Raw genomic sequence first — 25,678 nt, forward strand, 5'->3', positions numbered from 1 at the left:
GTAGGTGAGGCTACCCTAACTCGGTGGCCACTGTGCATGTGCCGGACGCGGCATCCGCGCCCCCGTTCGCGCCCGCGCGCTCGCGCGGGGCGGGTGCTGCGCTCGCGCTGCTCGGCATGCTGGCGCTCGCGGTGCTGGCGAGCCTCATGTGGGGCGCCCGCGACATCGCGCCGAGCCAGGTCTGGGCCGCGCTGGTCGACCCGGTGTCGGGTGACGCCGACCACCACGTCGTCCGCGACCTGCGGGTGCCGCGCACGCTGATCGGTCTGGCCGGGGGAGCGGCGCTGGGCGCGGCGGGCGCGCTCATGCAGGGCGTGACCCGCAACCCGATCGCCGACCCGGGCCTGCTCGGTATCAGCTCCGGCGCCTCCCTGGCCGTGCTCGTCGCGATCGCGGGACTCGGCGTCACCTCGGTGTCAGGCTACGTGTGGTTCGCCTTCGCCGGGGCGGCGATCGCCGCGGTGGTCGTCTACGGCGCCGCCTCGCTCGGCTGGGAGGGCGTGACCCCGCTCAAGCTGGCGCTGATCGGTGCCGCGTTCACCGCGACCGCCACCTCGATCATCACCGTCGTGCTGCTCACCGACCGGCAGACGCTCGAGGACTACCGGTTCTGGCAGGTCGGCTCGCTGGCCAACCGCCCCCTGTCGGTGCTCGTCAGCGTGCTGCCGTTCGTGGTCGTCGGGCTGCTGCTCGCCCTGGCGTCCGGCCGGGTCCTCAACGCCCTCGCGCTGGGCGACGACGTCGCCCGGGGGCTGGGCCAGGACGTCGCCCGCGGTCGCGTCCTCGTCGTCGCGGCCGTCGTCCTGCTGTGCGGCTCAGCGGTGTCGATGGTCGGCCCGATCGCGTTCGTCGGGCTGGCCGTGCCGCACCTCGCGCGAGTCCTGGTCGGGCCCGACTACCGCTGGATCGTCGCGCTCTCGATCCTGCTCGGCCCGGTGCTGCTGCTCGTCGCCGACATCGCCGGCCGCCTGGTCGTCCGCCCCGGCGAGCTCGAGGCGGGTCTCGTCGTGGCGGTGATCGGCGCGCCCGTGCTGATCGCGATCGTGCGCCGGTCGCGCGGGATCGCCGCATGAACACCCCACGAAACTGCGGGCTTCCCCCGCTGCGCTCCTCCAGCCCACACTTCCGCGGGGACCCCGCATTGAGCACCGTCGAGATCGCGGTCGGCACCGCCGCCGCGCAGCTGCGGCGCTCGCGGCGACGCCGGCACGCCCGGCGTACGGCGGTGCTCGGACTGCTCACGGTCGTCGTCGTGGTGCTCGCGACGAGCGCGCTGATGCTGGGGGAGTTCCGGCTCTCGGTCGGCCAGGTCGTCGGCGCGTTGGTGGGCGCCGACGATCCCTCGGCCCACTTCATCGTCGTCGAGCTGCGGCTGCCGCGCCTCCTGCTCGGTGTCCTCGTCGGGGTGGCCTTCGGCCTGGCCGGGGCGCTGTTCCAGTCGGTGCTGCGCAACCCGCTCGCGAGTCCCGACGTCATCGGCATCTCCCAGGGCGCCAGCGCCGGCGCGGTGGCCGCCCTGCTCCTCGGCGGGTTGACCGGGGTCGCCGTCTCCGGTGCCGCGCTCCTCGGAGGCGTGCTCGTCGGGCTGCTGCTGTACGCCGTGGCGTGGCGCGGCGGCATGGCCGGACATCGCTTCGTGCTGGCCGGCATCGGCGTCGCCTACGTGTGCACCGCGGTCGTGGGCTACCTGCTCACCCGCAGCGAGGTGCAGCAGGCCCAGGCCGCCCTGCTCTGGATGACCGGCAGCCTGGCCCAGGCCGACTGGTCGACGGTGCGGCTGCTCGCGCTGGCCCTGGCGGTGCTGGTGCCGGTCGTCGCGCTGCTCGCGCGCGGGCTCGGCCTGCTGCTGCTCGGTGACGACCTGGCCGCGGGGCTCGGGCTGCGTCCCGAGCTCGTGCGCGCGGCCGTCATCGTGACCGGCATCGCCCTCGCGTGCGCGGCCACCGCCGCGGCCGGGCCGGTCGCGTTCGTCGCGTTCGTCGCCGCGCCCGTCGCACGGCGGCTGCTCGGCGACGGCTCGCTGGCCCTGGCAGCGTCGGCGCTCGTGGGCGTGGTGATGGTCGTCGGCGCCGACGTCGTCGCCCAGCACCTGCTGCCGGCCGACCTGTCGGTGCCCGCCGGCGTGGTGACCGGGGCCGTGGGCGGGCCCTACCTGATCTGGCTGATGGCCACCGGAGGGAGACCGACGACATGACCGATCGAGTGGTGCGGCGTGTGCCGCAGCGGCGCGAGGGTGCGGGAGCGACCTCGCTCGCGGCCCGGGACGTGCACCTCGCCTACGACCAACGCCGGGTCGTGCACGGCGTCGACCTCGACGTCCCGATGGGCCGTGTGAGCGTGATCGTGGGCGCGAACGGCTGCGGCAAGTCCACGCTGCTGCGCGGCCTGGGCCGGATCCTGCGACCGGTCGACGGTGCGGTCGAGCTCGACGGGCGCGACCTCCACGGCCTGCGACCCCGCGACGTGGCCGCCGTCCTCGGGCTCCTGCCGCAGCAGCCGGTCGCGCCGGAGGGCATCACGGTCGCGGACCTGGTCGGCCGCGGTCGGCACCCCCATCAAGGAGCGTTCCGCCGCTGGAGCGCGGCCGACACGGACGCGGTCGCGCGAGCGCTCGCGCTGACCGACACCGAGGACCTCGCCTCGCGACGCGTCGAGGAGCTCTCGGGCGGCCAGCGACAGCGGGTCTGGGTGGCGATGATGCTCGCCCAGGACCCGAGCATCCTCCTGCTGGACGAGCCCACGACGTACCTCGACATCGCCCACCAGGTCGACCTGCTCGACCTGCTCGCCGAGCTCAACGAGCGACGGGGGACGACCGTCGTGATGGTGCTCCACGACCTCAATCTCGCCGCGCGCTACGCCCACCACCTCGTGGTGATGGCGGAGGGTCGCGTGGTCCGCGAGGGCGCTCCGGAGGCGGTGCTCGACGCCGACTGCGTGCGCGCGGCGTTCGGCCTCGACGCGCGGGTGATCGCCGACCCGGTGACCGGCTGCCCCCTCGTCGTGCCCGTGGGCCGGACGCGGCTGCACGCATCGGCCGATGCTGTGTAAGGTTAGGCTTACCTAACCACGACCGCATCGCGGTCCCGCACCCCTGAGGAGTGGACGTGTCGTCCCTTCCCCTGTTCCGGCCGACGCTGTCCCGGCTGGCCCTCCCGATCGCCGCCTCCCTGGTCGCCGTGTCCCTCACCGCCTGCGGCTCCGAGGAGTCCGAGAGCGACGCCACCGCCGAGGAGGCGACCAGCGAGGAGGCCTTCGCCCCGGTCACGATCGAGCACGCCTTCGGCAGCACCGAGATCACCGAGAAGCCCGAGCGCGTGGCGACCTGGGGCTGGGGCAGCCCCGACGCCGCGATCGCGCTCGGCGTCGTGCCGGTCGCGATGGAGGGCCTGACGTACGGCGCCAACGACGAGGGGTTCATGCCCTGGCAGGCGGAGGCGTTCGAGGAGCTGGGCGAGACGCCCACGGTGCTGACCCCGGGTGAGGCGCCGCCGTTCGAGGAGATCGCCGCGGCGGCCCCCGACGTCATCCTCGCCAACTACTCCGGCATCACCGAGGCCGACTACGCCAAGCTGTCGAAGATCGCGCCGACCGTCGCCTACCCCGACCAGCCGTGGTCGACGCCGTGGCGCGACGTCATCACGACCGTCGGTGAGGTGCTCGGCGAGGCGGACGAGGCCGCCGAGGTGCTCGCCGACATCGACGCCGAGGTGGCCGAGGCCGCCGAGGAGCACCCCGAGTTCGAGGGCAGGACGATCGCGGCCGTCGCGATCGACCCCTCCGCGTTCTACGTCTACCGCGGCGCCGACCCCCGCGTGCAGTTCCTCGAGGACCTCGGCTTCACCCTGGCGCCCAGCGTGGACGAGCTCGACACCGAGGAGTCGACGTTCTACTACACGATCAGCACCGAGAACGTGGACAAGCTGACCTCCGACGTCCTGCTGTCCTACGTCGCGGACGAGAAGCGTGCCCAGGAGATCGCCGACGACCCGACGTACAACACCATGGAGCAGTTCGCCGACGGCCGCGTCGCCACGGTCGCCGGTGAGGCGATCGTGTCGTCGGTGTCCCCGCCGACCGCGCTGTCCCTCACCTACAGCCTCGACACCTTCGTCGAGGCGCTGGCCGAGGCCATCCCCGCGTCCTGACCGGATCCACGGGGCACCGCACCGCAGCGACCCTCCGCCCGTCCTCTCGGGTGGAGGGTCGCGGCACTTGTAGCCTCGGGACCGTGACGACCTCGCCCCGTGACGACGCCGTGGCCACCATCGGTGGCTACACGCTGCTCACGCGGCTCGGCGAGGGCGGCATGGGCGTGGTCCACCTGGCCCGGCGCGGCCCCGCCGGTCAGCGTGTCGCGCTCAAGGTGCTGCGCCCGCACATCGTCGGCGACGAGGAGGCTCGACAGCGGCTGGCCCGCGAGGTCGGGTCGCTGACCCGGGTCCGCAGCCAGTGGGTCGCCGAGATCGTCGATGCCGACCCGTGGGCGGAGGTGCCGTACGTCGCGACCCGCTACGTGCCCGGCCTGTCGCTGCACGACCTCGTGATCGAGGACGGTCCGGTCACCGGTGCCGACCTGCTCTGGCTCGCCTCGTGCCTGGCCGAGGGCATCGCGTCGGTGCACGCGGTCGGCGTGCTGCACCGCGACGTCAAGCCGTCCAACGTGCTGATGGAGGGGCGCACCCCGATCCTCATCGACTTCGGGCTGGCCCGGGTCGCCGACGACCCCAAGCTCACCCACACCGGCTGGCTGCTCGGCACACCGGGCTACCTCGCGCCGGAGATCCTCTACGGCGACGACGCGACCGCCGCCTCCGACGTGCACTCGTGGGCGGCGACCGTCGCCTACGCCGGCACCGGCCACCCGCCGTTCGGCCGCGGCCCCTCGATGGCGATCATGGACCGGGTCCGGCGCGGGCAGTTCGACCTCGACGGCCTGCCGGCCGAGCTCCAGCAGGTCGTGGCCGCCGCGCTCGACCCCGACCCGCAGGTGCGGCCGAGCCTCGAGCAGATCCTCGCCTGGCTGCGCCCGCTCACCACCCGGCCCGGCGAGCGCCGCACCGCGCCGCCGACCGCGCCGCCGCACGACCCCTACACGGTCCCGCTGGCGCTGGCCTCCCAGGCCGCGGCCGACGACCGGACCGACGTGTGGCCCGGCCACGACACGGCCGAGCCGCACACGTTGGCGCTCACGTCCTACGCCCCGGGAGAGGGGGCGCTGGATCCCGCGCTCCTGGCACCGCCGCGGGTCCCGCTCGGCGAGCGGCTGCGCCGCGGCGCCCTGCTGGCCGGCCTGGCGTTCGCGTCGGGGGCCGGTTGCGCGGCCTACCCCTGGCTCACGGTGGCCGTGCTCCTCGTGCTCGTGTGGCTGATGCGCAGCGGCTCCCTGGCCGGCTCGGCCCGCGACCAGCGCCGCGACCTGCGCGGGCGCAAGTGGTACGACGGCGTGCAGCTGCTCGTCGCCGCGCCATGGCACCTCGTGCAGTCGGTGCCGGGCACGCTGCTCCTCGCGCTGTGGAGCGCCGGGCTGGCGACGGCCGCGGCGCTCGTCTGCTACGCGGTGGCGGCCGGTCTCACGCCGGCGCTGTTCGTCTGCGGCACGGCGCTGACCGTCTCGCTGTGGCTCGGCCCGGGCGGCTCCCGCGTGCGCGGCCCGGTCGGGCGCGTGGTCAACCCGCTCGCCGCCGATCCGCGTCGCTGGATCGTGGCGCTGCTGCTCGTGGCCGCGACCGCCCTCGGCCTGGGGCTGCGCGCCGACGTCAGCGGCACCGACTGGGCGCCCGCCGAGGGCCGGCCCAGCGCTCAGCTGCCGGGGTAGACAGCGCTCAGCTGCCCGGGTAGGACGGCGGCCGATCGGCGGGGGCGCTGCCCCACGCCGGGTCGGTCTCGTCGGTGGTGACCACGTCGAGCCGGCGAGGGCGGGTGCCGAGCCACGACGCGGTCCGCGCCGCGCCGTCCACGCGCACGAGGTCGACGTGACCGCCCGCACCGGACCGGACGATGCGGGTCGCCGGCCGACCCAGCGGCCGGAGCACGACGGAGTCGAACGCCGGCACGCCGACCGCGAGGTTCGGAGTGCCGGGCGTGAGCGGGTAGAGCCCGATCGAGGACCAGACGTACCACGCCGACAGGCTGCCGAGGTCGTCGTTGCCGGGCAGCCCGTCGGCCCCTGCCGACCACAGCTCGGCGCGGGCCCGGTCGACCACGTCCTGCGTCCGGGCCGGCCGGCCGAGCCAGTGGTAGGACCACGGCGCCAGGAAGGACGGCTGGTTGCCGAGCCAGGCCCGTTCCCCGTTGCCGGCGTTGAGCTCGGCGACGAAGGAGTCGAGCCTGTCGGCGACCTCGTCGGCAGGGCCGAGGGATCCGAGCAGTCCGCCCATGTCCTGCGGCACGCCGCCGGCCGTGTACTGCACGGGGCTGCCCTCCTCGAAGCCGCCCTCGACGACGGCGCCGTCGGCGTCTCGTGCGCGGAGCAGGTCGCCCGCGAGCAGCGACCGCCAGGTGCCGCTGCGGTCGAGGAGGCGCTGCGCCACCGCGCGGCGGCCGCCGGCCGCCGCGAGCCGCGACACGGCGAAGTCGGCGGCGGCGTACTCCAGCGTCATCGAGGCGCCGAACCGGTGCGCGGGGGTCGGCACCCAGCCGAGGCGGAGGTAGTCGTCGAGGCCGGCTCGGGGCTGGCGGACCAGGCGGTCGACCACCTCGCCGAGCGGGAAGTCCCGGGCACCGAAGGCCCAGGCGGCCGCGGCGATCGGGCCGGCCGGGTCGCCCTCCATCACGCCGCTGTCCTCGGCCACGACCGGCCAGCGCGGGAACGAGCCGCCCTGCCGCGCGTCGCGCAGCAGCGACCGCACGACCTGCGATGCGACGTCGGGCCGGAGCCAGGCCAGGAGCGGCATCTGGGTGCGGTAGAGGTCCCATCCCGAGATCGAGCTCAGCTGCACCTCGCCGCGGGGCAGCCGGTGCACGCGGCCGTCGAACCCGGGGTAGCGGCCGTCGGCGTCGCTGACCGGCGAGGGGTGCAGGAGCGCGTGGTAGACAGCCGTGCGCAGGAGCGCGCGCTCGGCGGGGTCCCCGCCGGTGACGGCGACCCGGTCGAGCTCGGTGTCCCAGGCGGCGGCCGCGGCGCTCGCCAGCCGGTCGACCGACCATCCGGCCGCGGCGCGCTGCAGGTTGCGCCGGGCGCCGGCGGCATCGACGTAGGAGACGGCGACCTGGGCCCGGACCCGGCGCTCGCGCCCGAACCCCACGCGCGCTCCGCCGTCCCACGTCGCGCGCGTCCGGAACGGCTGGTCGAAGCGGTAGAGGACGTGCACGACGTACTGGTTCGACCGGCCGCAGAAGCCGCCGCTGCGCACCCGCACCGCGACCTCGTGGTCGCTGGGGAAGCGCACCCGGTGGCTCCGCGTGCCGGTCAGGCTGCCGTCGGCCTTCACGAGGACCGAGGCGCGCTCTCCCGCGGGGAAGGTGAAGCGCATGAGGCCGGCGCGGGTCGTGGCCGCGAGGTCGACCCGCACGTCGCCGGCCTTCACCGAGTAGCGGCCGGGCGCGGCGGCCTCGGTGCCCGGGCGGAGGGGGAGGGTCGCGGCACCGGGGTCACGTGGCAGGCGACCCGCGACCGGGAGCACCGGGGCGTCGCCGAAGACCGGGCAGCCCGCGCCGGAGAGGTGGGTGGGGGAGAACCCGCGGATCTCGGCGTCGTCGGCGCCGTACCCGGAAGCCGCGCCTCCGCTGGTGTCCGGCCCGAGCTGCACCATCCCGAACGGCATCGTCGCGGCGGGCGTCGTGTTGCCGCTGAACCAGGGACGCAGTCCGCCGGTGCCGACCAGCGGGTCGGCGGTCTCGGCCGCGGTGGGGGTCGTGAGGCCCAGCAGTCCCGCGCAGAGCAGGGCGGGAAGGGTCGCACGCACCCGGTCGATCGTAGGCGAGGCCGGCGATCCGGATCGCGAGACCGCTCCCCGGTGGGGCGCCGGACGTGGCACGATGAGTGCGTGCACCACCAGCAGATCATCATTTCCTAGCGCGTCGAGCCCCTCGACGCGCCAACCTCTCGTCTCCGAGAGGTTTTTTTGTTGCCTGAACCCGAGAGAGAACCGATGGACCTCCACGGCGCCTTCCACGTCTACGACACCACCCTGCGCGACGGCGCGCAGCAGGAGGGGCTCAACCTCTCCGTCGCCGACAAGCTGTCGATCGCCCGGCAGCTCGACGAGCTGGGCGTGGGCTACATCGAGGGCGGGTGGCCCGGCGCCAACCCCAAGGACACCGACTTCTTCCGGCGCGCGGCCGCCGAGCTGGACCTCAAGCACGCGCGGCTCGCGGCGTTCGGTGCCACCCGGCGCGCGGGCGTCAAGGCCGCCGACGACCCGCTGGTCGCAGCGCTGCGCGACAGCGGCGCCTCGGTGGTCACGCTGGTCGCGAAGTCCCACGACCGTCACGTCGAGCTGGCGCTGCGCACCACGCTCGAGGAGAACCTCGCGATGATCCGCGACACCGTGACGCACCTGCGCGAGGAGGGGCAGACGGTCTTCCTCGACGCCGAGCACTTCTTCGACGGCTACCGCGCGAACCGCGACTACGCCCTCGAGGTGCTGCGCACGGCGTACGACGCGGGCGCCGAGGTGATCGCGCTCTGCGACACCAATGGCGGCATGCTGCCGTCCTGGGTCGGCGAGGTGGTCCACGACGTCCGCGAGACCGCCCAGGTGCGTGTCGGCATCCACTGCCACAACGACACGGGGTGCGCGGTCGCCAACACGCTGGCCGCGGTCGACGCCGGCGCGACCCACGTGCAGGGCACGATCAACGGCTACGGCGAGCGCACCGGCAACGCCGACCTCGTCTCGGTCGTCGCCAACCTCGAGCTCAAGCTCGACCGGCGCGTGCTGCCGCCGGGCCTGCTCACCGAGGCCACCCGCATCGCCCACGCGGTCGCCGAGGTCACGAACTTCCCGCCCGCGTCGCGTCAGCCGTACGTCGGGAGCTCGGCGTTCACGCACAAGGCCGGCCTGCACGCCAGCGCGATCAAGGTCGACCCGAACCTCTACCAGCACATGGACCCCGCCGGCGTCGGCAACGACATGCGGCTGCTGGTCTCCGACATGGCCGGCCGCGCCTCCATCGAGCTCAAGGGCCGCGAGCTCGGCTTCGACCTGTCCGGCGACCGTGAGCTCGTCACGCGGATCACAGACCGGGTCAAGCGGCTGGAGAACCGCGGCTACACCTTCGAGGCGGCCGACGCGTCCTTCGAGCTGCTGCTCATCGAGGAGGTGGAGGGCGCGCGCCCGTCGTACTTCGACGTGGAGTCGTGGCGGGTGATCACCGAGACGCTGGTGAAGCGCAGCGCCGACGAGGAGGCCGTCTCGGAGGCGACGGTCAAGCTCAGGGCGGGCGGTGTGCGCTACGTCGTCACCGGCGAGGGCAACGGCCCGGTCAACGCGCTCGACCACGCGCTGCGCGAGGCGATCGTGCAGGCCTACCCGCAGGTCGCGAAGTTCGAGCTCATCGACTACAAGGTCCGCATCCTCGACCAGGGGCACGGCACCGACGCGATCACCCGGGTGCTGATCGAGACCAGCGACGGTGAGTCGTCGTGGGTCACCGTCGGCGTGGGTGCCAACGTCATCGAGGCCTCCTGGGGCGCGCTCGTCGACGGTCTGACGTTCGGGCTGCGCAAGCACGAGGCTTGAGCGCGCTCGGCCGTGAGACGTCGCGGACATCCCGTGCCCGCGCTCTCCGGCGTCGCCGCGCCTGAGTAAGGTCGACAGGGGCGGGTGGTGCCGTGCGGCGCCACGACCCCGGAGGAGCATGGGCACCATCGACGACTTCGACCGCGCTCGGTCGCTGGCGGCTGCGCCGGCCCCGGCCGCCGTGACCGACACGAGCGGCTCCCCGGCGCTGCGCTCCGCCCGCCGCGCGCTCACCGAGCTCGCGCTGGTGGCCGTCCTGTTCGGCGTCTACAAGCTCGGCCGCGCGCTCGTGGCCGACGAGCGTTCCCAAGCGTTCTTCCACGCCGAGCTGGTGCGGCGCGTCGAGGAGCTGATGCACCTGCCGTCCGAGGCGGCGATCCAGGCCTCGGTGCACTCGGAGGGGCTGCTGCGGCTGGCGAACGTCTATTACACCGGCGTGCACTTCCCGCTGATGGCGGCGTTCCTGGTCTGGGGCTTCGCCCGGCGTCCCCTCGCGGAGTACCGCTGGGCACGCGACCTGCTCATCATCCAGACCGGCGCCGCGCTCGTCGTGCACATCGTCTTCCCGCTGGCGCCGCCGCGGATGTTCCCGCAATGGGGCTTCGTGGACACGATGGCGGTCTACGGTCCGTCTGCCTACGACGGCGCGAGCGGCGCGATGGCCAACCAGCTCGCCGCGATGCCGAGCCTCCACGTGGGCTGGGCGGTGCTCATCGCCTACGTCGTGGCCCGCACCGGGCCGCGCTGGCTGGCTGCGATCGCGGCGGCCCACGCCGCCGTCACGGTGGCGGTCGTCATCGTCACCGCCAACCACTGGTGGGTCGACGCGGTCGTCGGCGTCGCGCTGCTGGTGCTGGCCGACCTGGTGCTGAGCCGGGCGGGGAGAGGGCCGGCAGCCGAGTCGGCCTGACGGTCCGTTATCGGGCTGCGCGACGGCCCGGCACCGCCTACCGTGCTGGAGGTGTCCTCGGATCTCGTGGCGGTGACCTACGACGCGCGCGACGCGGCCCGGCTGGCGGCCTTCTGGGCGCCGCTGCTGGGGCGCGAGGTCGTCGACGTGGCGGGCGGCGCCCTGCTGGTCGGCGCCCCGGGGCAGGCCGGCCTGGAGCTGGTCACCACCTCTACCGAGAAGGCGGGCCCGGGCCGGTTCCACCTGCACGTCACGAGCGACGGTGACCGTGACCAGCAGCAGACGGTCGAGCAGGCGCTCCGCCTCGGTGCGCGGCACCTCGACGTCGGCCAGCTCCCCGAGGAGGGCCACGTCGTGCTCGCCGACCCCGAGGGCAACGAGTTCTGCGTGATCGAGCCGGGCAACGGGTTCCTCGCCGGCTGCGGCGTGCTCGGCGAGGTGAGCGGCGACGGCACCCGCGCGGTCGGCGTGTTCTGGCACCAGGCACTCGGGTGGCCGCTGGTCTGGGACCAGGACCAGGAGACCGCCGTCCAGTCACCCCAGGGCGGCACCAAGATCTCCTGGGGCGGCCCGCCGCTGGCCGAGAAGCTCGGGCGGAACCGCGAGCGCCTCCACCTCGCCACCACCGACCTCGAGGCGGAGGTCGCCCGGCTCACCGCGCTCGGCGCGACCGAGATCGGACCGCTCCTCGACGGCGTCGAGCTCGCCGACCCCGACGGCAACGAGTTCCTCCTCACGCCGCGCTAGCCGGCGCGCGCCGGTGCCCGCGGGCCCGGGTGGGTACGGCAGCCCGGTGACCCCTGCCGACCCCGCCGACCTCGCCCACCCCGCGGACGAGATGGTCCACGTCCGCGGGGCGAGCGAGCACAACCTGCGCCACGTCGACGTCGACATCCCCCGCAACGCGCTGGTGGTGTTCACCGGCGTCTCCGGGTCCGGCAAGTCGTCACTGGCGTTCGGCACCCTGTACGCCGAGGCGCAGCGTCGCTACTTCGAGTCGGTGGCGCCGTACGCCCGCCGGCTGCTGCAGCAGGTCGGCGCGCCGCACGTCCAGGAGATCACCGGCCTGCCGCCGGCGGTCGCCCTGCAGCAGCGGCGTGCGGCGGCGACGTCGCGGTCGACGGTCGGCACGATCACCACGCTGTCCAACCTGTTGCGGATGCTCTACTCGCGCGCCGGCGACTACCCGGCCGGAGCCGAGCACCTCGCCGCGGAGGCGTTCTCGCCCAACACCGTCGCGGGTGCGTGCCCGCGCTGCCACGGCCTCGGCGTCGTCCACGACGTCACCGAGGACCTCCTCGTCCCGGACCCGTCGCTGAGCATCCGCGAGGGCGCGATCGCCGCGTGGCCCGGGGCCTGGCAGGGCGCCAACCTGCGCAGCATCGTCGCCGGTCTCGGCATCGACGTCGACAAGCCGTGGCGCAGGCTGCGCAAGAAGGACCGGGACTGGCTGCTCTTCACCGACGATCAGCCGTCCGTGCTCATCAAGCCGGAGCGCGATCGCATCGACCACGGCTACTACGGGACGTTCTGGAGCGCGCGCAAGCACGTCATGCACGTGCTGGCCGACTCCACGAGCGAGCGGATGCGCGAGCGCGCGCTGCGGTTCGTCGTGGACACGCCGTGCCCCGACTGCGCCGGCAGCGGACTGCGCCCGGAGGCGCTGGCGGTGACGTACGCCGCCCACTCGATCGCCGAGGTCAACGCGCTCTCGCTCACCGATGTCGCCGCGCTGCTGCGACCGACCACCGAGCTGCCCGAGGAGACCCATGAGGTCGCCGTCCGCATCTGCACCGACCTCGTCGCGCGCATCGAGGTGCTGCTCGACCTCGGGCTGGGCTACCTGAGCCTGGGCCGCAGCTCGACGACGCTCTCGCCGGGCGAGGCGCAGCGCCTGCGCATCGCCACCCAGCTGCGCTCGGGCCTGTTCGGCGTGGTCTACGTGCTCGACGAGCCGTCCGCGGGCCTGCACCCTGCCGACGCCGAGCCGCTCCTCGACGTGCTCGAGCAGCTCCTGTCCGCCGGCAACTCGCTGTTCGTGGTGGAGCACGACCTGGACGTCGTACGGCGTGCCGACTGGGTGGTCGACATCGGGCCGGGTGCGGGGGACCGGGGCGGACGGGTGCTCTACAGCGGCCCGGTGGACGGCCTCGACGCGGTCGCGGAGTCGGTCACCGGCGCCCATCTCTTCGGTCGTGCCGAGCGGCTCGACCACGAGGTCCGCGAGCCGCAGGGCTGGCTGTCGCTGACCGGCGTGACGCGACACAACCTGCGCGACGTCTCGGTCGACGTCCCCCTGTGCGTGCTGACCGCCGTCACCGGCGTCTCGGGCTCGGGGAAGTCCACCCTGGTCAGCCAGGTGCTCGCCGACGATCCCGAGGCGGCCGCCTCCTTCGACCGGCTCGTCGTCGTCGACCAGCGGCCGATCGGGCGGACTCCGCGGTCCAACCTCGCGACGTACACGGGACTGTTCGACGCGGTGCGCAAGGTGTTCGCCGCGACCGACGAGGCGCGGGCCCGCGGCTACGGCGCGGGCCGGTTCTCCTTCAACGTCGCCGAGGGCCGCTGCGAGACCTGCCAGGGCGAGGGGTTCGTCGCGGTCGAGCTGATGTTCCTTCCGGGGTCGTACGCACCGTGCCCGACGTGCCACGGCGCGCGGTACGACGAGGACACCCTCGAGGTCGCCTACCGGGGCAAGAACATCGCCGAGGTCCTCGCGCTCCCGGTCGACGAGGCCGCCGACTTCCTCGCCGACGTGCCGGCCGCGGCCCGCAGCCTCGCGACGCTGCGCGAGGTCGGGCTCGGCTACCTGCGTCTGGGGCAGCCGGCGACCGAGCTCAGCGGCGGAGAGGCGCAGCGCATCAAGCTGGCCACCGAGCTGCAGCGCGCTCGCCGGGGACACGCGCTGTACCTGCTCGACGAGCCCACCTCGGGCCTGCACCCGGCGGACACCGCGCTGTTGCTGCGGCAGCTGCACCGGCTCGTCGACGCCGGCAACACGGTCGTGCTCGTCGAGCACGACCTCGACGCGGTCGCCACGGCCGACTGGGTCATCGACCTCGGGCCGGGTGGCGGCGACACGGGCGGTCGGGTCGTCGCCACCGGCACCCCGGCCGACGTCGCGCGCGCCGCGGACAGCGCGACCGCGCCGTACCTCGCGCGCCGGCTCGCGAGGGCCTGAGGCGTCGCTCTCTAGGGGCCGGGCGTGCCGACGATGCGCCGGGCCAGGTCGACCCAGCCGGCGTGGACCCGTTCGAGGGGGAACCCGTCGACGTGCACCTGCTGGTCGAGGATCGGGATCTCCATCGGCGCCAGGAGCGCGGTCGCGAGGATCGGCAGGTCGCCCGTCACGCCGAGCTCGGCGAGCAGGAAGCGCACGTGCATGGCGACGAAGGAGTAGGCCGCCGAGGAGCGGCTGGCGGAGTGCCCGGCCGCCCGGATCAGGTCGGCGTGCAGGAGCGTGGTCTCCAGCCGCGAGTGGCCGAAGGCGACCAGCCGGTCCCAGGGCGGGGCTCCCGGCCCCAGCGGCGGAGGACCGGACATCACCTGGCTCTGCCACTGCGTCTCGGAGTGGTTGAGCACCGCTGCCATCAGCCCCTCCTTGGAGCCGAACCGACGGAAGACCGTGCCCTTGCCGACGCCCGCCGCCGCGGCGACCGCGTCCATCGTCACCGCGCTCGCGCCGTAGCGCTCGACCAGCTCGCGCGCGGCCTCGAGGAGCCGTTCGCGGTTGCGCGCGGCGTCGCGCCGCTCGGGCGGGGGGCCGCCGAGCAGGGGCAGGGGTTCGGTCTGGGACATCGCGTGGCCACCCTAGTGAGCGGGCCCACAGGGCGGCTGGGAATAGAAAACGGACCGCGGTCCGTTTCCACCTGCATGACGACCACCATCGCGATCCTCGTCGGCAGCCTGCGCACCGACTCCGTCAACCGCCGCATCGCCCAGGTCCTGGCCGACCAGGCGCCCGAGGGCGTCAGTGTCGACATCGTCGACGGCCTGGGGGACGTCCCGTTCTACAACGAGGACATCGACCACCCCACTGCGATCCCGGCCTCGGCCGCGCGCCTGCGCGAGCGGGTCGGCGCTGCTGACCGCGTCCTGGCGGTCACCCCGGAGTACAACGGCACGATGCCGGCCGTCCTCAACAACGCGATCGACTGGCTCTCGCGGCCCTACGGCGCGGGCGCCATGGTCGGCAAGCCGTTCGCCGTCGTGGGGGCCACCCCCACGCCGTACGGCGGCAAGTGGGCGCACGCCGACGCCGCTCGCTCCGCGGGCGTCGCGGGCGCGGTCGTCCTCGAGGACGTCACCGTGTCCCAGCCGACCGTCGACGTCGACCCACTCGCCGACGCCGAGGTGCTGGAGAAGCTGCACCGCGCCGTGCGGACGCTCGCGGAGTACGACACCGCTGCCGCTGCCTGAGCCCCCTGCCCTGACGCGGCATCACGCACTAGCGTCGGGTCGTGGCCGAACTCCATGACCTGACCGCGCTCGAGCAGGGCGCCCTCGTGCGCCGCCGCGAGGTCTCGCCGCTCGAGCTCGTCGATCACCACCTCGAACGCGCCGACCGTCTCGACACGGTCGGCGCGTTCGTCACGGTGACACCCGAGCGGGCGCGGGAGCGGGCGCGGGCCCTGGGGGAGCCGCCGGAGGACGCCTCGCCCCTGTTCGGGGTGCCGACCGCGATCAAGGACCTCAACCTCACCGCGGGGGTGCGCACGACCTTCGGGTCAGCGGCGTTCGCCGACTTCGTGCCCGAGGTCTCCGACGGGGTCACGCTGTCGATGGAGGCGGCGGGGATGGTCAGTCTCGGCAAGACCAACACGCCCGAGTTCGGCTCGCCCTGCTACACCGAGCCCGACGTGGCGCCACCGGCGGTGACGCCGTGGGATCGCACCCGCACGGCCGGCGGGTCCTCGGGCGGGGCGGCCGCAGCGGTCGCCGCCGGCCTGGTGCCGCTGGCGCAGGGCTCCGACGGCGGCGGCTCGATCCGCATCCCGGCCTCCTGCTGTGGGCTGGTCGGCCTCAAGCCCACCCGAGGCCGGATCAGCGGTCACCCCATGTACGGCGACCCGGTCGGTCTCGCGACCGCCGGGCCGATCGCCCGGACCGTGCGCGACGCCGCCGCGATGCTCGACGTGCTCGCCGGTCGCCGGGTCGGCGACCCGTCGTGGGCTCCGCCTCCGTCCGAGAGCTTCCTGGCCGCCTGCGAGCGCGACCCGGGACGGCTCCGGATCGCGCGCTTCATCACGCCCGTCATCACCGACACCGACATCGACCCCGAGTGCGTGCGCGCCTGGGAGGACGCGTCGCGGCTGCTCGAGTCGCTGGGTCACGAGGTCGTCGACGTCGACGTCCCGTTGCCGCGCGAGGCGGTGCCGGTCTTCGAGGTCTGCTGGGCGGTGCTCACCGCGCTCTCGGTGGTCCCGCCGGAGCGCGAGCACCTGCTGCGGCCGCTGACCCGGTGGCTGTCCGGCGCGGGTCGCGAGGTCAACGGCCCGGAGTTCGGGCTGGCGATCGGCGCGATGCGCCGCCACGCCGCCGGAGCGCTGACCGCGCTCGCGGCGTACGACGCCGTGCTGACGCCCACCCTCGCCACCCCGCCCCTGCCGGTCGGTGCGATGCGCGACGACGAGGACCCGGGGGCGGACTTCGAGGCGCAGAAGCGCTTCACCCCCTGGACCTCGGCGTGGAACGTCACCGGCATGCCGGCGGTCTCGCTGCCGCTGCACCGGACGCCCGACGGGTTGCCGGTGGGCGTCATGCTCGCGGCCAGGCCGGCCGAGGAGGAGCTGCTGCTCGCGCTGTCGGCGCAGGTCGAGGCCGCCGCTCCGTGGGCCCACCGGCGGCCGCCCGGCTGGTGACGCGGGTCCCGGGTCCCGAGGGACGGGCACGTGTGCTCTGCGCGCCGGCACCCGCGAGCGGGACGCTGGCGGATGGACCGGGCGTCGGGCCGGGGTCCGAGGCCGGCCCGCTGCCCGGGCCTAGGGTGAGCCCATGAGTCGACCGGTGATCGTCGTCGTCGGAGCGGGCCCGGGCGTGAGCGGGTCGGTGGCGCGGGCCTTCGCCCGCGAGGGGTACGACGTGGGGCTGCTCGGGCTCGACGAGGAGCAGCTCGTCCGGCTGGCCGGCGAGCTGGAGGCCCTGGGTGCGACGGTCGGACACGCGGTCGCCGACCTCACCGATGCCGAGGCTGCCGGGGCGGCGGTGCGCCGCTTCGGTGAGCACACCGGGCGCATCGACGTGCTGCACTTCAACCCCAGCGCCTACCGCGAGAAGGACCCGCTCCAGCTGAGCGTGTCCGAGCTCCTCGAGGACGCCACGCTCGGCGTCGGTGCGCTGCTGGTGGCCGTCCAGGCCGCGCGGCCGTTCATGTCCGCCGGCGCCCGGGTGACCGCCACCGGCAGCATGGCCGCCGACCAGCCCTCGGCCCGCGCCGCCTCGCTCGGCGTGCAGAAGGCGGGCCTGCGCAACCTCGTGCAGAGCCTCGACGCGACGCTCGAGCCCGACGGCATCCGCGCGGTCTCGGTGACCGTGCGCGGCGTCCTCGCCAAGGACGGGCCGTTCACGCCCGACCGGGTCGCCGAGGCGATCCTCGCCGCGGCCCGTCAGGACGAGGACGGCTGGCGCTCCGAGATCCCGTACGTGGGGTGACGTACGGTCGCTGGCGGCACGGGACAGGCCGCGCAGACCGGTGCCCCCACCCGGGCGGAACAGCCCGAGCTAGACGAGCTCGGCGACGCGCCGCCCGACGGCCGCCCGCACTGACTCGCTCGCGTCCCAGTCGTTGACGTGCATGGCCGCCACGACGGTGCCGCCGGCGACCCAGTAGGCCCGGAACACCCGGCCGGGCACGTCGCCGTGGAGCACGACCTCGTCGTAGCCGTCCGGCCCGACGCTGCCGGCGTACTCCATGCCGAGGTCGTACTGGTCGGTGAAGAAGTACGGCAGGTCGCGCGCCTCGTCGTCGACGCCCGCCATCACGTGCCCGGCGACGCGGCCCTGCCGGATCGCGTTGTCCCAGTGCTCGACCCGGATCGACCGCCCGAGGACGGGGTGGTGGGCCCGGGCCACGTCGCCGGCGGCGAAGACGTCCGGGTGCGAGGTCCTCATCCGCGAGTCCACCACGATCCCGTCGTCGACCGGGAGGCCGGCCGCCGCCGCGAGGGAGACGTCCGGCGTGGCGCCGATGCCGACCACCAGCAGGTCGGCGTCCACGGCGGGGGAGCCGTCCACGGTCAGCCGCGCCCGGCGGCCGTCGCCGTCGAAGCCGGTGACCTGGACGCCGAGGCGGAGGTCGACGCCGTGCTCGCGGTGGAGGTCGGCGAAGACCGCCCCCACCTCCGGGCCGAGGACCCGCAGCAGCGGTTGGTCCAGCGACTCGAGCACGGTGACCTCCGCCCCGGCGGCACGAGCGGCGGCGGCGACCTCGAGGCCGAGGAAGCCGCCGCCGAGGACCGCGATCCTGCGCCCGGGGGCCAGCGCCGACCGGATCCGGTCGCTGTCCTCGCGAGTGCGCAGGTAGGCCACCGGTGCGCCGCTCTCGTCGGCGGCGCGCAGGTGGCGTGGGGTGGCGCCGGTCGCCAGCAGGAGCTTCGCGTAGGGCTGGCTCGCACCGTCGGCGGTGACGGTGTGAGCTCCTGGGTCGATCGACTCGACCCGGGTGCTGGTGCGCACCTCGACGTCGTGCTCGGCGTACCACGACGGCGGGTGGACGAGCAGGCTGTCGGCGTCCTTCTCGCCCATCAGGTAGCCCTTGGACAGCCCCGGTCGTTCGTAGGGCAGGTGCGGCTCGGCGGCGTAGACGACGACGTCGCCGTCGTACGCCGACTCGCGCAGCGTCGCCGCGGCGGTGGCCGCCGCCAGGCCGCCGCCGACGATCAGGACAGGCGCACTCATGGCCGCGCCCCCTGCTCGCGCGCGAGCGAGAGGAACTCCGCCCGGGCCGCGGGATCGCGCAGGGCGCCGCGCAGCGCGGAGGTGACCGTGCGGGTGCCCTGGGCGCGAGCGCCGCGCAGGCTCATGCAGGTGTGCTCGGCCTCGATCACGACGCCGACGCCACGCGGCTGCAGGTGCGTGGTCAGGTGGTCGGCGACCTCGGTGGTGAGCCGCTCCTGGGTCTGCGGGCGCCGGGCGACCAGGTCGACGAGGCGGGCGAACTTGGAGAGCCCGAGGATGCGCTCGTCGGGCAGGTAGCCCACGTGCGCGACCCCGACGAACGGCAGCATGTGGTGCTCGCACACCGAGCGCACCGGGATGTTCGCGACGAGCACGAGCTCGTCGTACCCCTCGGTGTTGGGGAACGTCGTGAGGTCGACGTCGGGACCGGTGAGCAGCTCGTGGTACGCCGCGACCAGTCGGCGCGGCGTCTCGACCATCTCGTCGGTGTCGAGGTCGAGCCCGAGGGAGCGCAGCAGCGTCGCGGCGGCCTCCTCGGCGGCGTCGAGGTCGACCTCGGCGGGTGGCGGCGAGACCCGGGGGCGCCAGCGGGTGCGTGCCTCGTGGGCGGCGCTGCTCATCGCTGCACCCCGCCGCGGGGGGCGTGCGTGGCGGCGAGCTGGGCGAGGGCGAGCGCGCCGACGAGCAGGCCGAAGTCGCGCAGCGCGATGTCGTAGTAGTCGCCCATGGAGACCAGGTCGACGATGATGCCGGCGAGCCAGAGCGCGACGACGTACCCGCCGATCCGCGGCGCGAGCGCCACGAGCACGCCGGCGACGACCTCGATGACGCCGACCAGCAGCATCGCGTCGTGGGCCGAGCCGGGCACGAGGTCGTTGATCCACGGGGCCAGGTAGTCCTCCCAGTCGGTGAGGATCCCGGCGAACTTGTCCAGGCCGAAGGCGATCGGCGCCACGGTGAACACCGTGCGCAGCAGGAGGTAGGCGCGGTGGGCGCCGACGTCGGTCGTGGCCGGGGCGGTGGTGCCGCCGGCGGTGCTCCGGGTGGTGTGCGTGTCGGCCATCGGGGTCTCCATCTCTAAAGGACTGTTGTTTTGACGTTAGAGATGCGATGCTTCTTTTGTCAATGGATGGCTCTCTTAGAGATAGGGTCGGCCCGTGAGTCAGGACTTCGAGGCCGCGGTCAGCGGGGTCGGTGCGCTGGCCGAGCCCGCGCGACGGGCGCTGTACCTGTACGCCGCCGCGCAGCCCGAGCCGGTGAGCCGCGAGCAGGCCGCGGCGGCGTGCGAGCTGCCGCTGCACTCGGCGAAGTTCCACCTCGACCGGCTGGTCGAGGAGGGGCTGCTCGAGGTGGAGTACCGACGGCTCTCGGGCCGCACGGGCCCCGGAGCGGGGCGGCCCTCGAAGCTCTACCGGCGCTCCGACCGGGAGGTGTCGGTGTCGCTGCCCGCGCGCCAGTACGACCTGGTCGGCGACGTGCTGGCCGCCGCGATCGACGAGTCGACCCGCGCCGGCGTCCCGGTCCAGCGCGCGGTGGTGAGCGTCGCGGGGGAACGGGGCCGCGCGATCGGAGAAGCGGCGCAGGTCGGCGCCGGCGGTGAGCTCGAGCGGGCGGCCGAAGCGCTTGCCGCGCAGGGCTACGAGCCGCACCGGCGCGACGACACCCTGTGCCTGTCGAACTGCCCGTTCGACCGGCTCGCCCGCGACCACGTCGAGCTGGTGTGCGGGATGAACCTGGGTCTGGTCGGCGGGGTCCTCGAGGGCCTGGGTTGCGAGTCGCTCGACGCGGCGCTCGAGCCCGAGCAGGGGCTGTGCTGCGTGAAGGTCCGCCCGCGCTGAAGACGTTGACCCGCCCGAAACTTTCGGGCGGGTCAACGTGGTTTGTCGACATCGTGCGTTGACCCGTCGTGAAGTTTCGGGCGGGTCAACGTGAGTGGTGGGTCAGTCGTCGCCGATGCCGCGGGCCGCCAGGGCGTCGCCGGTCTCGTGGGCCCGGGCCACCACGCGGATCACGAACGGCGTGAGGTAGGCGCGCGGGTGGCTGCCCAGGCCCCGCGCCCGGGCGGCGTCGCGGGTCTCGAGGGCGAGGGCGACGGTCCCGGGGATGGCCTGGATGGCCAGGCCGATCGTGAGGGCCACGCGCTCGGGGTCGACCCCGACGCGACGCAAGGGGCCGATGCCGCGGATCAGCGAGTCGAGGATCGCATTGACCAGCGTCGTCGCCGTCACGGTCAAGGCCAGGAGTGCCAAGGAGATGAGGTCGAGCAGGGTCTCGGCCGCCTTGTCCGGCCCGGCGGCCCACCACTGCAGCGCGCTGGCGATGACGGCGATCACGAGGATCCCGCGGGTGCTCCGGGCCAACGTCCGCAGGGCGACCTTCCCGATGGCGGCCAGGACCAGGGCCAGCGCCAGGAAGCCCACCGCCGCCCGGACGTCGCGGACCAGCACGATCGTGAGGGACAGCGCCCCGAGGCTGAGCACCTTGACCCACACCGGCAGCCGGTGGAGCACCGTCGACCCGGGCTGGTAGACGCCGAGCAGGAGCGGGGTGCTCACGCCGGCACGCTCGCGACGTAGTGGTCGACGGCGGCCGCAGCGGGGCCGTCGTACACCACGCGGGCGTCGGCGACCACGATGCCGCGATCGCAGCGCGCGGCCAGATCGAGGTCGTGGGTGACGAGGACCAGTTGCTGCTCGAGCCCCAGGAGCAGGTCGCCGATGCGCCGGGTGTTGGCGAGGTCGAGCAGCGTCGTGGGCTCGTCGGCGATGACGACGCTCGGCTCCACCGCCAGGACGCCGGCGAGTGCCAGCAGCTGCTTCTGGCCTCCCGACAGCGTGTGCACGCTGGCGTCGGCGTGGTCGACGAGCCCGTGGCGTTCGAGCACCTGGAGCGCCCGCTGGCGCCGGAGGTGGGCATCCTTGACGGTGCGGCGCAGCGACAGCTCGATGTCCTCCGCGCAGGTAGGCATCACCAGCTGGGCGGCGGGGTCGGTGAAGCAGAACCCCACTCGGCGACGCACCTCGCGGCCGTCGCGTGCGGGGTCGAAGCCGTCGACGAGGACCCGGCCCGCGCTCGGCGCGACCAGTCCGTTGATCATCCGCGCGAGCGTCGACTTGCCCGATCCGTTGGCGCCGACGACCGCGATCCGGTGCTCGGCGAGCTCGAGCGTCGTCGGTGCCAGCACGACCCGCGAGCCGTCGGGTGTGTCGACCGTCAGGCCGGCGCCCTCGAAGACGATCGACACGACCGGCTCAGCCGCGCCGCAGGAGGTGGGGGAACGCCTTGTGCACCTCGGCGGCCACCAGTGCCACGACCAGGATCTTGACGACGTCGCCGAGCCAGAACGGCGCGTCGTACTCGAACGCGGTGCGCCAGTCGGTGTCGAAGAACAGCTTCATGCCGTAGACGCCTGCGAGGTGGTTGACGATCATCCCCGGCACCGCGCAGAGGAAGACGACGAGCGCGCTGGTGCGGCGGCTCCGCCCGACGTACTGCACGAGCAGGCCCGCGAGCAGCGCGGCGATCGGGAAGGACCACAGGTAGCCGGCGCTCACGCTCGTGAAGGACCCGAGGCCGGAGCTGTGGCCGGCGAAGATCGGCAGCCCCGCGGCGCCGAGCAGGAGGTAGAGCGCGACCGAGAGGAAGCCGCGGACGGGCCCGAGCACGGCGCCGGCCAGCATCACCCCGAAGGTCTGGAGCGTGATGTCGACGCCCCCGCCGCCGACCGGGATGCCGATCACCAGGGCGCAGGCGGCGATGAGCGCGGTGAAGGCGGCGATCAGCGCGATGTCGGTGGTGGTGGAGCGGCGTCGCCGGGCCGGGGCGTCGGCGGGCGTGGTGCTGTCGGCGGTCTCGGCCATGGTCATGCTCGGATCCTTCGGGTCACGCACCTGAACGGTGGTCAGGTGAACGGTGTTCAGGTTAAGGTTCGTGACAGGGGCGGTCAACGGACGTTCGGCCTCCAGGAGACCAGGAGAGGTGTGACATGCGCTACCACCGGGCCGATGTGGTCGACCGGGCGGTCGGGGTGCTGGACGCCTACGGTCTCGCCGACCTGACCATGCGCCGGCTCGGCTCCGAGCTCGGGGTCCAGCCCAGCGCGCTCTACCACCACTTCGCCAACAAGCAGACGCTGCTGGCGGCCGTCGCTGACGAGGTGCTCGCGCGCGCCGCCCACGGCCCGCGGCCGGCCGCCTGGGACGACCGGGTCGCCACCGTCTGCGGTGAGCTGCGCGACGCGATGCTGGCCTACCGCGACGGCGCCGAGCTGGTGGCGACGGCGTACTCCTTCGGCCTGGGCGCCACAGCGCCGTACGACGAGCTGGTCGCCGCGCTCGCCGACGGTGGCCTCGACGCGGCGCTGGTGCCGACCGCGGCGCGGACGCTCCTGCACTTCGTGTTCGGCCACGTGACCGACGAGCAGACCCACCTGCAGGCGGGGTCGGCCGGCGCGATCGACGACCAGCCGCGCGAGTCCTCCGACTTCGCGCTCGGCCTGTCGCTGGTGCTCGACGGCATCCGGCTGCGCCAGCGCGTGTCTCCCCAGAGTTCGGCCTAGGGCTCGACGAGGGCGCCGTGAAGCTCGGCGAGCTGCACGGCGCCGGCGAGGTCGAGCTTGGTGTCCTTGAGCCGCGCGACCGTGAGGTCGACGCCGGTGAGATCGGAGCCGCGCAGGTCGGCGCCGGCCAGGTTCGTCTCGCGCAGGGTCGCTCCGGCCAGCCGGGCGCCACGCAGGGAGGTGCCGGTGAGGTCGGCCATCGACAGGTCGGCCTCGCGCAGGTCGAGGTCGTCGAGCTCGAGCCCCGCGAGGTTGGCGCCGCGCAGGCTGACGCCGAGCCACTGACCGCCGCGCACCGACAGCGGCCGCAACGTGCACTCGGAGAACACCGACCCGGTGAGCTTGCAGCCGTCGAGCATCGCGTCGAAGAAGCTGGTGCGGCGGAAGTCGCAGGACACGAACGCCGACGCCACGTGGGTCGAGGAGTTGAAGCGGCAGTTGTGGAACGTGCAGCGTTCGAACGTCGCGCCCTTGCTGACGCTCTCGGTCAGGTCGACCTCGGTGAACGTGACGTCGACGAACGACCTCGCGCCGAGGTCCTCGGCGTACCAGTCGAGGTCCCTGAGGTGCTCGCTCATTGCGATGTCTCGCGCGGCGTGAGCTTCAGCAGCTCGCGTGGCTTGACGGCTGTCGAGAGACCGCCGCCGACGGCGCGCTTCTCGAAGTGCAGGTGGCAGCCGTCGGGAGCGCCGCGGTCGTTGGCGCGGGCGAACATCGTGCCCTTCTTCACCTTGTCTCCGGGCTGCACGTAGACCTTGCGCGTGTGGCCGACGACGAGGTCGAACCCCAACTTGCGGTTGCGCAGCAGCACGGGGTTGTCGCCGTACGCCGAGCCGAGGGACGCGTGCGACATGACGCGCAGCCGCACCCCGGCGTACAACGGAGTCCCGCACGGCATCGCGATGTCGATGCCGTGGTGGAAGCCGTTGTCGTCGCGGCACCGGCTGTCGGGGGAGTAGTAGGGCGCGGTCGTGCAGCCGAACGGGATCATGATCCGGTGGGCGCCCTGGAACCACGGGGACGTGTAGTAGGTCTTGTCCTGGGAGTAGAAGACCCAGCGCGGGTCACGCGCGCTCGCGGCGCCGGTCAGGCTCGCGACCAGGGCGAGAGCGAGGGCGAGGGCGGCGAGACGTCCGAGGCGCATGGCCTCACGCTAACGGCCACGACCGACGCAGTCCCGTGGCATGCGGCTGGTACCACGCGAGGTCGAGCCGGGTCGCCCGGCACCGAGCCGGCAGCACGCCCTCGAGCAGTGCTCGCGTCGTGTTCTCGGTGACGGTGTGGGACCTGAGGTCCAGCGTCAGGTGCGGCGCGACGTCGCCGTACCTGCCCTCGTACGGCGGGTGCTCGGGGAACTCCGCCGCCAGCCGCGCCGTGAGCTTGCGGAACGGCTCGTCCGGGTCGGGCACGAGGTGGATGATCCCGTCCGGGAACGTGGCCACCCGCTCGAGCACGAAGTCGAACGCCGGCGTCTCCGCCGCGATCGCCGCCACCCGCCGCTCGATGTCGTCGGTGAGCTCAGGGGCGAACGGCCCGAGCGCAGTCACGTGTGCGTGCACGTGGTTGGGGTCAGGGGAGAGGTAGCTCGCGTCGTAGTGCATCGTCCGCGCGCGCACGAAGTCCTCCAGCTGCGGCACCGGCACCTGCAGCACGGAATGACCGGGGAACACCCGCCCACCGTAGAGGGTGTTCGCCTCGCCACAGGTGGGAGGCGAGAACTACATACACATGTATGAAGCGACGGTCTGCTCACATCCAGACGCCGCTGCCCACGAAACACGCAGCGGCTGCGACCGTCAGCGGAGCGGTGAGCAGGGCGGCGCCGATCGCCACCAAGGGCCGGCGCATCGCCAGCACGAGTACGAGCACGCCGAGGAACGCCAGGATGCCGGCCTCGGACGGAACCTCGCCGTAGGAGAGCTGCGAGAGCTGGAGGGCGTCGCCGAGCAGCAGCGCTGCGCCGACGGCGGTGCCGAGGACCGCCAGCAGTGCCGACCGGCCGGCTGCCCACGCGCCAGCCACGCCCAGCGTCGAGCCCACGATCACCGAGAGGACCAGCCAGTAGTGCGCGACCGGTGACGTCACGATGCTCGGGTCGTCGCCGAGCCAGACGACCCCCGCGACGTAGTAGGCCTCGACCGCGACGCCCAGCATCAGCACGCCCGCCGCTGCCGCGACCGCGGCTCCGGTGCGGAGGACGAGGGTGAGAACGGCGCCGAGCAGAAAGGGCGCCAGGCCCCAGGCTGCGCAGGAGTTCGCGACGGTGGCCCAGGGGCCGGGGGAGTGGATGTTCCACCACAGGTCCCCGACGCCGAGCGCCACACCCGCGCCGGCCGCGATCGGCAGCGCTGCCGCTGCGCGGGACCAGGTGGCGAGGCCGACGGAGTCGCTGGATGGAGCGGTGGGGAGTACGGCGGGCGCGTGCATCGTGGTCATGCGTCGAGCCTCGTCCCGCTCGCGCGCGGATCCATCGGTCTCAGGTGCCGAGGGCTTGGCCTCGGGTGCCGTGCGTCTCCGCCCTCGGCCCGCCGTTGGTCGAGGTCGTCGCCGTTGGTCGAGCCCGTCGAGACCCTCGCAGCGCGCGCAGGGCGCCTGATGTACGTCGGGCTGCGGGCTGCTTCCGGTTGC

General features: G+C 73.9%; 26 protein-coding genes. 14 read left to right on the plus strand and 12 right to left on the minus strand.

The window, feature by feature from the left end; genetic code table 11:
• Window positions 1–23 precede the first annotated feature (23 nt).
• The 5 genes from Q0L15_RS15695 (at window position 24) to Q0L15_RS15715 (ending at window position 5,818) form a co-directional block, all read left to right on the plus strand.
• Entirely contained in the window at window positions 24–1,073 is a 1,050-nt protein-coding gene (locus Q0L15_RS15695; protein ID WP_296605389.1) for an iron ABC transporter permease, read from the plus strand.
• Window positions 1,070–2,194, plus strand: a complete 1,125-nt coding sequence (locus tag Q0L15_RS15700) for an iron chelate uptake ABC transporter family permease subunit (RefSeq protein ID WP_296605390.1) — start codon at window positions 1,070–1,072, stop codon at window positions 2,192–2,194. Before Q0L15_RS15695 ends, Q0L15_RS15700 begins: the two co-directional genes overlap by 4 nt.
• Window positions 2,191–3,051 (plus strand): ABC transporter ATP-binding protein, encoded by an 861-nt coding sequence (locus Q0L15_RS15705; protein WP_296605391.1) that lies wholly within the window; start codon window positions 2,191–2,193, stop codon window positions 3,049–3,051. The genes Q0L15_RS15700 and Q0L15_RS15705 overlap by 4 nt, the downstream gene beginning before the upstream one ends.
• A 56-nt stretch (window positions 3,052–3,107) precedes the next feature.
• Complete coding sequence (locus Q0L15_RS15710) at window positions 3,108–4,148, plus strand: iron-siderophore ABC transporter substrate-binding protein (RefSeq protein WP_296605392.1); 1,041 nt, start codon at window positions 3,108–3,110, stop codon at window positions 4,146–4,148.
• 83 nt (window positions 4,149–4,231) lie between these two features.
• Window positions 4,232–5,818, plus strand: coding sequence for a serine/threonine-protein kinase (locus tag Q0L15_RS15715; RefSeq protein ID WP_296605393.1), 1,587 nt, complete (start codon window positions 4,232–4,234; stop codon window positions 5,816–5,818).
• 7 nt (window positions 5,819–5,825) lie between these two features.
• On the opposite strand, the gene Q0L15_RS15720 is transcribed toward Q0L15_RS15715, so the two are convergent.
• A complete protein-coding gene (locus Q0L15_RS15720) occupies window positions 5,826–7,907 on the minus strand; it encodes a GH92 family glycosyl hydrolase (RefSeq protein ID WP_296605394.1) in 2,082 nt (693 codons plus the stop codon).
• A gap of 186 nt (window positions 7,908–8,093) precedes the next feature.
• Between Q0L15_RS15720 and cimA the strand changes: the two genes are divergently transcribed.
• The 4 genes from cimA to Q0L15_RS15740 all read left to right on the plus strand — a co-directional run bounded on the left by cimA (window position 8,094) and on the right by Q0L15_RS15740 (window position 13,777).
• A complete protein-coding gene (gene cimA / locus Q0L15_RS15725) occupies window positions 8,094–9,686 on the plus strand; it encodes a citramalate synthase (protein ID WP_296605395.1) in 1,593 nt (530 codons plus the stop codon).
• 118 nt (window positions 9,687–9,804) lie between these two features.
• On the plus strand, window positions 9,805–10,596 hold the full coding sequence (locus Q0L15_RS15730) for a phosphatase PAP2 family protein (RefSeq protein WP_296605396.1): 792 nt from the start codon (window positions 9,805–9,807) through the stop codon (window positions 10,594–10,596).
• Between the two features lie 51 nt (window positions 10,597–10,647).
• Window positions 10,648–11,343: a VOC family protein gene (locus tag Q0L15_RS15735; protein WP_296605397.1), complete on the plus strand. Its 696-nt coding sequence runs from the start codon at window positions 10,648–10,650 to the stop codon at window positions 11,341–11,343.
• A 91-nt stretch (window positions 11,344–11,434) separates the two neighbouring features.
• Window positions 11,435–13,777: an excinuclease ABC subunit UvrA gene (locus tag Q0L15_RS15740; RefSeq protein WP_366939584.1), complete on the plus strand. Its 2,343-nt coding sequence runs from the start codon at window positions 11,435–11,437 to the stop codon at window positions 13,775–13,777.
• 11 nt (window positions 13,778–13,788) lie between these two features.
• Here the strand turns inward: Q0L15_RS15740 and Q0L15_RS15745 are convergent, their stop codons facing one another.
• Entirely contained in the window at window positions 13,789–14,394 is a 606-nt protein-coding gene (locus Q0L15_RS15745) for a TetR/AcrR family transcriptional regulator (protein WP_296605399.1), read from the minus strand.
• Window positions 14,395–14,469: 75 nt separating this feature from the next.
• Here Q0L15_RS15745 and Q0L15_RS15750 point away from each other — a divergent pair, with 75 nt between their 5' ends.
• The 3 genes from Q0L15_RS15750 to Q0L15_RS15760 all read left to right on the plus strand — a co-directional run bounded on the left by Q0L15_RS15750 (window position 14,470) and on the right by Q0L15_RS15760 (window position 17,247).
• Window positions 14,470–15,015, plus strand: coding sequence for an NAD(P)H-dependent oxidoreductase (locus tag Q0L15_RS15750; RefSeq protein WP_296605400.1), 546 nt, complete (start codon window positions 14,470–14,472; stop codon window positions 15,013–15,015).
• Window positions 15,016–15,056: 41 nt separating this feature from the next.
• On the plus strand, window positions 15,057–16,457 hold the full coding sequence (locus tag Q0L15_RS15755; protein ID WP_296605401.1) for an amidase: 1,401 nt from the start codon (window positions 15,057–15,059) through the stop codon (window positions 16,455–16,457).
• Between the two features lie 133 nt (window positions 16,458–16,590).
• A complete protein-coding gene (locus Q0L15_RS15760) occupies window positions 16,591–17,247 on the plus strand; it encodes an SDR family oxidoreductase (protein ID WP_296605402.1) in 657 nt (218 codons plus the stop codon).
• 69 nt (window positions 17,248–17,316) lie between these two features.
• Here the strand turns inward: Q0L15_RS15760 and Q0L15_RS15765 are convergent, their stop codons facing one another.
• From Q0L15_RS15765 to Q0L15_RS15775, 3 genes are read right to left on the minus strand one after another with little or no spacing between them, the layout of a single operon-like run.
• Complete coding sequence (locus tag Q0L15_RS15765; RefSeq protein WP_296605403.1) at window positions 17,317–18,492, minus strand: FAD-dependent oxidoreductase; 1,176 nt, start codon at window positions 18,490–18,492, stop codon at window positions 17,317–17,319.
• The gene (gene folE / locus Q0L15_RS15770; RefSeq protein ID WP_296605404.1) at window positions 18,489–19,112 is read right to left on the minus strand and encodes a GTP cyclohydrolase I FolE; all 624 of its coding nucleotides are present in this window, start codon (window positions 19,110–19,112) and stop codon (window positions 18,489–18,491) included. Before folE ends, Q0L15_RS15765 begins: the two co-directional genes overlap by 4 nt.
• Entirely contained in the window at window positions 19,109–19,555 is a 447-nt protein-coding gene (locus Q0L15_RS15775) for a hypothetical protein (protein ID WP_296605405.1), read from the minus strand. The genes folE and Q0L15_RS15775 overlap by 4 nt, the downstream gene beginning before the upstream one ends.
• A gap of 94 nt (window positions 19,556–19,649) precedes the next feature.
• Here Q0L15_RS15775 and Q0L15_RS15780 point away from each other — a divergent pair, with 94 nt between their 5' ends.
• Window positions 19,650–20,330: a helix-turn-helix domain-containing protein gene (locus Q0L15_RS15780; protein ID WP_296605406.1), complete on the plus strand. Its 681-nt coding sequence runs from the start codon at window positions 19,650–19,652 to the stop codon at window positions 20,328–20,330.
• A gap of 102 nt (window positions 20,331–20,432) precedes the next feature.
• Here the strand turns inward: Q0L15_RS15780 and Q0L15_RS15785 are convergent, their stop codons facing one another.
• The 3 genes from Q0L15_RS15785 to Q0L15_RS15795 are packed head-to-tail and all read right to left on the minus strand — an operon-like array spanning window position 20,433 to window position 22,358.
• Window positions 20,433–21,047 (minus strand): energy-coupling factor transporter transmembrane protein EcfT, encoded by a 615-nt coding sequence (locus Q0L15_RS15785; RefSeq protein WP_296605407.1) that lies wholly within the window; start codon window positions 21,045–21,047, stop codon window positions 20,433–20,435.
• Entirely contained in the window at window positions 21,044–21,736 is a 693-nt protein-coding gene (locus Q0L15_RS15790; protein ID WP_296605408.1) for an ABC transporter ATP-binding protein, read from the minus strand. The genes Q0L15_RS15785 and Q0L15_RS15790 overlap by 4 nt, the downstream gene beginning before the upstream one ends.
• A 7-nt stretch (window positions 21,737–21,743) precedes the next feature.
• Window positions 21,744–22,358 (minus strand): biotin transporter BioY, encoded by a 615-nt coding sequence (locus tag Q0L15_RS15795; protein WP_296605409.1) that lies wholly within the window; start codon window positions 22,356–22,358, stop codon window positions 21,744–21,746.
• Between the two features lie 119 nt (window positions 22,359–22,477).
• Between Q0L15_RS15795 and Q0L15_RS15800 the strand changes: the two genes are divergently transcribed.
• On the plus strand, window positions 22,478–23,050 hold the full coding sequence (locus Q0L15_RS15800) for a TetR/AcrR family transcriptional regulator C-terminal domain-containing protein (protein WP_296605410.1): 573 nt from the start codon (window positions 22,478–22,480) through the stop codon (window positions 23,048–23,050).
• Here the strand turns inward: Q0L15_RS15800 and Q0L15_RS15805 are convergent.
• From Q0L15_RS15805 to Q0L15_RS15820, 4 genes are all read right to left on the minus strand, one after another.
• Window positions 23,047–23,628: a pentapeptide repeat-containing protein gene (locus Q0L15_RS15805; RefSeq protein WP_296605411.1), complete on the minus strand. Its 582-nt coding sequence runs from the start codon at window positions 23,626–23,628 to the stop codon at window positions 23,047–23,049. The genes Q0L15_RS15800 and Q0L15_RS15805 overlap by 4 nt on opposite strands.
• Window positions 23,625–24,194, minus strand: coding sequence for a M23 family metallopeptidase (locus tag Q0L15_RS15810; RefSeq protein WP_296605412.1), 570 nt, complete (start codon window positions 24,192–24,194; stop codon window positions 23,625–23,627). Before Q0L15_RS15810 ends, Q0L15_RS15805 begins: the two co-directional genes overlap by 4 nt.
• 4 nt (window positions 24,195–24,198) lie before the next feature.
• Entirely contained in the window at window positions 24,199–24,720 is a 522-nt protein-coding gene (locus Q0L15_RS15815; protein ID WP_296605413.1) for a 2'-5' RNA ligase family protein, read from the minus strand.
• 79 nt (window positions 24,721–24,799) lie between these two features.
• Entirely contained in the window at window positions 24,800–25,486 is a 687-nt protein-coding gene (locus Q0L15_RS15820) for a DUF6518 family protein (RefSeq protein ID WP_296605414.1), read from the minus strand.
• Between the last annotated feature and the right edge of the window lie 192 nt (window positions 25,487–25,678).

Source organism: Nocardioides sp., from assembly GCF_024509035.1.
Taxonomy (GTDB): Bacteria; Actinomycetota; Actinomycetes; order Propionibacteriales; family Nocardioidaceae; genus Nocardioides.

What these genes read in the sequence shown, in the direction of transcription:
- Q0L15_RS15700 (WP_296605390.1), top strand. Translation starts at nt 1,070, where the DNA reads ATGAACACCCCACGAAACTGCGGGCTTCCCCCGCTGCGCTCCTCCAGC.
- Q0L15_RS15705 (WP_296605391.1), top strand. Translation starts at nt 2,191, where the DNA reads ATGACCGATCGAGTGGTGCGGCGTGTGCCGCAGCGGCGCGAGGGTGCG.
- cimA (WP_296605395.1), top strand. Translation starts at nt 8,094, where the DNA reads ATGGACCTCCACGGCGCCTTCCACGTCTACGACACCACCCTGCGCGAC.
- Q0L15_RS15730 (WP_296605396.1), top strand. Translation starts at nt 9,805, where the DNA reads ATGGGCACCATCGACGACTTCGACCGCGCTCGGTCGCTGGCGGCTGCG.
- Q0L15_RS15740 (WP_366939584.1), top strand. Translation starts at nt 11,435, where the DNA reads ATGGTCCACGTCCGCGGGGCGAGCGAGCACAACCTGCGCCACGTCGAC.
- Q0L15_RS15745 (WP_296605399.1), bottom strand. Translation starts at nt 14,394, where the DNA reads ATGTCCCAGACCGAACCCCTGCCCCTGCTCGGCGGCCCCCCGCCCGAG.
- Q0L15_RS15750 (WP_296605400.1), top strand. Translation starts at nt 14,470, where the DNA reads ATGACGACCACCATCGCGATCCTCGTCGGCAGCCTGCGCACCGACTCC.
- Q0L15_RS15760 (WP_296605402.1), top strand. Translation starts at nt 16,591, where the DNA reads ATGAGTCGACCGGTGATCGTCGTCGTCGGAGCGGGCCCGGGCGTGAGC.
- Q0L15_RS15765 (WP_296605403.1), bottom strand. Translation starts at nt 18,492, where the DNA reads ATGAGTGCGCCTGTCCTGATCGTCGGCGGCGGCCTGGCGGCGGCCACC.
- folE (WP_296605404.1), bottom strand. Translation starts at nt 19,112, where the DNA reads ATGAGCAGCGCCGCCCACGAGGCACGCACCCGCTGGCGCCCCCGGGTC.
- Q0L15_RS15775 (WP_296605405.1), bottom strand. Translation starts at nt 19,555, where the DNA reads ATGGCCGACACGCACACCACCCGGAGCACCGCCGGCGGCACCACCGCC.
- Q0L15_RS15795 (WP_296605409.1), bottom strand. Translation starts at nt 22,358, where the DNA reads ATGACCATGGCCGAGACCGCCGACAGCACCACGCCCGCCGACGCCCCG.
- Q0L15_RS15800 (WP_296605410.1), top strand. Translation starts at nt 22,478, where the DNA reads ATGCGCTACCACCGGGCCGATGTGGTCGACCGGGCGGTCGGGGTGCTG.
- Q0L15_RS15805 (WP_296605411.1), bottom strand. Translation starts at nt 23,628, where the DNA reads ATGAGCGAGCACCTCAGGGACCTCGACTGGTACGCCGAGGACCTCGGC.
- Q0L15_RS15810 (WP_296605412.1), bottom strand. Translation starts at nt 24,194, where the DNA reads ATGCGCCTCGGACGTCTCGCCGCCCTCGCCCTCGCTCTCGCCCTGGTC.
- Q0L15_RS15820 (WP_296605414.1), bottom strand. Translation starts at nt 25,486, where the DNA reads ATGACCACGATGCACGCGCCCGCCGTACTCCCCACCGCTCCATCCAGC.